This is a genomic window from Campylobacter showae CC57C, assembly GCF_000344295.2.
Lineage (GTDB): Bacteria > Campylobacterota > Campylobacteria > Campylobacterales > Campylobacteraceae > Campylobacter_A > Campylobacter_A showae_B.
The window spans coordinates 1-1,573 of sequence record NZ_AOTD01000032.1 but is presented as its reverse complement, the minus strand read 5'-3'; the positions used below and the strand labels follow the sequence as shown (position 1 = coordinate 1,573).

General features: G+C 36.3%; 2 protein-coding genes. One reads left to right on the top strand and one right to left on the bottom strand.

The window, feature by feature from the left end:
• The first annotated feature begins 85 nt into the window (after window positions 1-85).
• Entirely contained in the window at window positions 86-493 is a 408-nt protein-coding gene (locus H740_RS01270; RefSeq protein ID WP_002950547.1) for a hypothetical protein, read from the top strand.
• Here H740_RS01270 and H740_RS01265 read toward each other — a convergent pair.
• Window positions 490-1,500: an IS1595 family transposase gene (locus tag H740_RS01265; protein ID WP_034956902.1), complete on the bottom strand. Its 1,011-nt coding sequence runs from the start codon at window positions 1,498-1,500 to the stop codon at window positions 490-492. The two genes, H740_RS01270 and H740_RS01265, sit on opposite strands and share 4 nt — an antisense overlap.
• Window positions 1,501-1,573: the final 73 nt, after the last annotated feature.

Here is a 1,573-nt window from a genome sequence, read left to right as displayed (position 1 = left end):
CGGTATTATGTAGCATCCGCACAAGACTTTCATTCTAAAATCCACTAAAATTCAGTCTATTATAGCATATCATAAAGGATTTTGTATGGCTGAATCTCACGTAATATCCGCTCTCGTTGGTAAGCATTCCGAGCTTCAAGGAAATATCAAATATCATCAAGATATAGTTTTAAAGCTAAAATCCGAACTTGAAACCATAGATAAAGCTATCGCGATATTCGACCCTAGTTATAAAACTACGTTCATTCAGCCCAAAAGAGTTATCAACGCACCGTATTTTGCCAAAGGAGAGCTTACCAAAAAGATTATCGAGTTTCTAAAAACCAAACAGGGAAGTATAGATGAAGTAGCCGATTTTGTTTTTGGCGAGGACGAGCTATCTAAATACAAGCATAAACAATCGGTATATGTCTTAATGAACAGATTGGTAAGACGAGGAATATTATCGTCCTTTACCGACAACGGAGTAAAATTTTATAAGATAGCTTCCTAAGCTCCAAGTCTTTCGGCTACTCTGTGATTGCCTTGCCAGTAACCGCAGAATTCATTTGATATCGAGTTATCAGCCAAACATCTCGATAAAATATCGTCCATTATGGCTTTATTATCTAGCCTTCTCGTATCTTCGCGGTAAGCAATCTCGTTTGCATAGTTTGATAAGTAAAGTGTTCCTAGCTTATGGCATTGACCGTATTGTAAGCGTCTAAATCTAGCGTTAAAGCTTTCGCTTTGGTTATTATTCTCCCCATTTAGTCCCGAATACTCTATTTGGTGATTTACTCTTTTTAAATCGTAATGAGCTAGCAAATCGTCGTAAGCCGAGTTTTCATCGGTATGAATTTCGCTATTTGGCGCAATATGCGATTTAGCGATAGCGTTTATATCTACGTTATTCTCGCTTTTTAATATAAAGGTCTTAGTCTTACTAGCTCCGCTTCCAAGTAGATTTCTTTCTCTAAGCGATATAATAACTCTCTTATTGGGCTTAAAAGCTTTTCGTCTATCTATTCTATCGTTTATGTTGTTAGCGGGTTTTATATAGTTTCCGACGTATACTCCGTCAATCTCGACTATACCGCTAAATTTATTTCCGCTATCGCTAGTCATAAGGCTTTCTCTGATTTTATGAGATAAGACCCAAGCCGTTTTATATTGAACGTCTAGGTCTCTACTAAGCTGTAGAGCTGAAATACCTTTGGCAGCATTAGAAAATATGACGATAGCAAGAAGGATAACTTTAAAATCAAGCTTATGAGAGTGAAATATAGTTCCGCTTGTAACGCTAAAGGTATGAAAGCAATCCTTGCAGCGATATTGCAATCTACTTTCTATAAAGTAGTGAGACGAAGCGCTTCCGCAAGTCGGACAAATCGGATTACCTTTATTGCTACTCCAACGAATCGACTTAAAATATTCGTAACACTCATTCTCGCTCATACTAGCTATCTTTCTAACCGAGATTGTTCTAGCCTTAGACGAGAGAAGGAAGTGTTGGGACATTTTTAAACCTTTTTATCTTTATTTATGATGATATTATATCACATATATGCTTATATTTTAATAAATATATAAA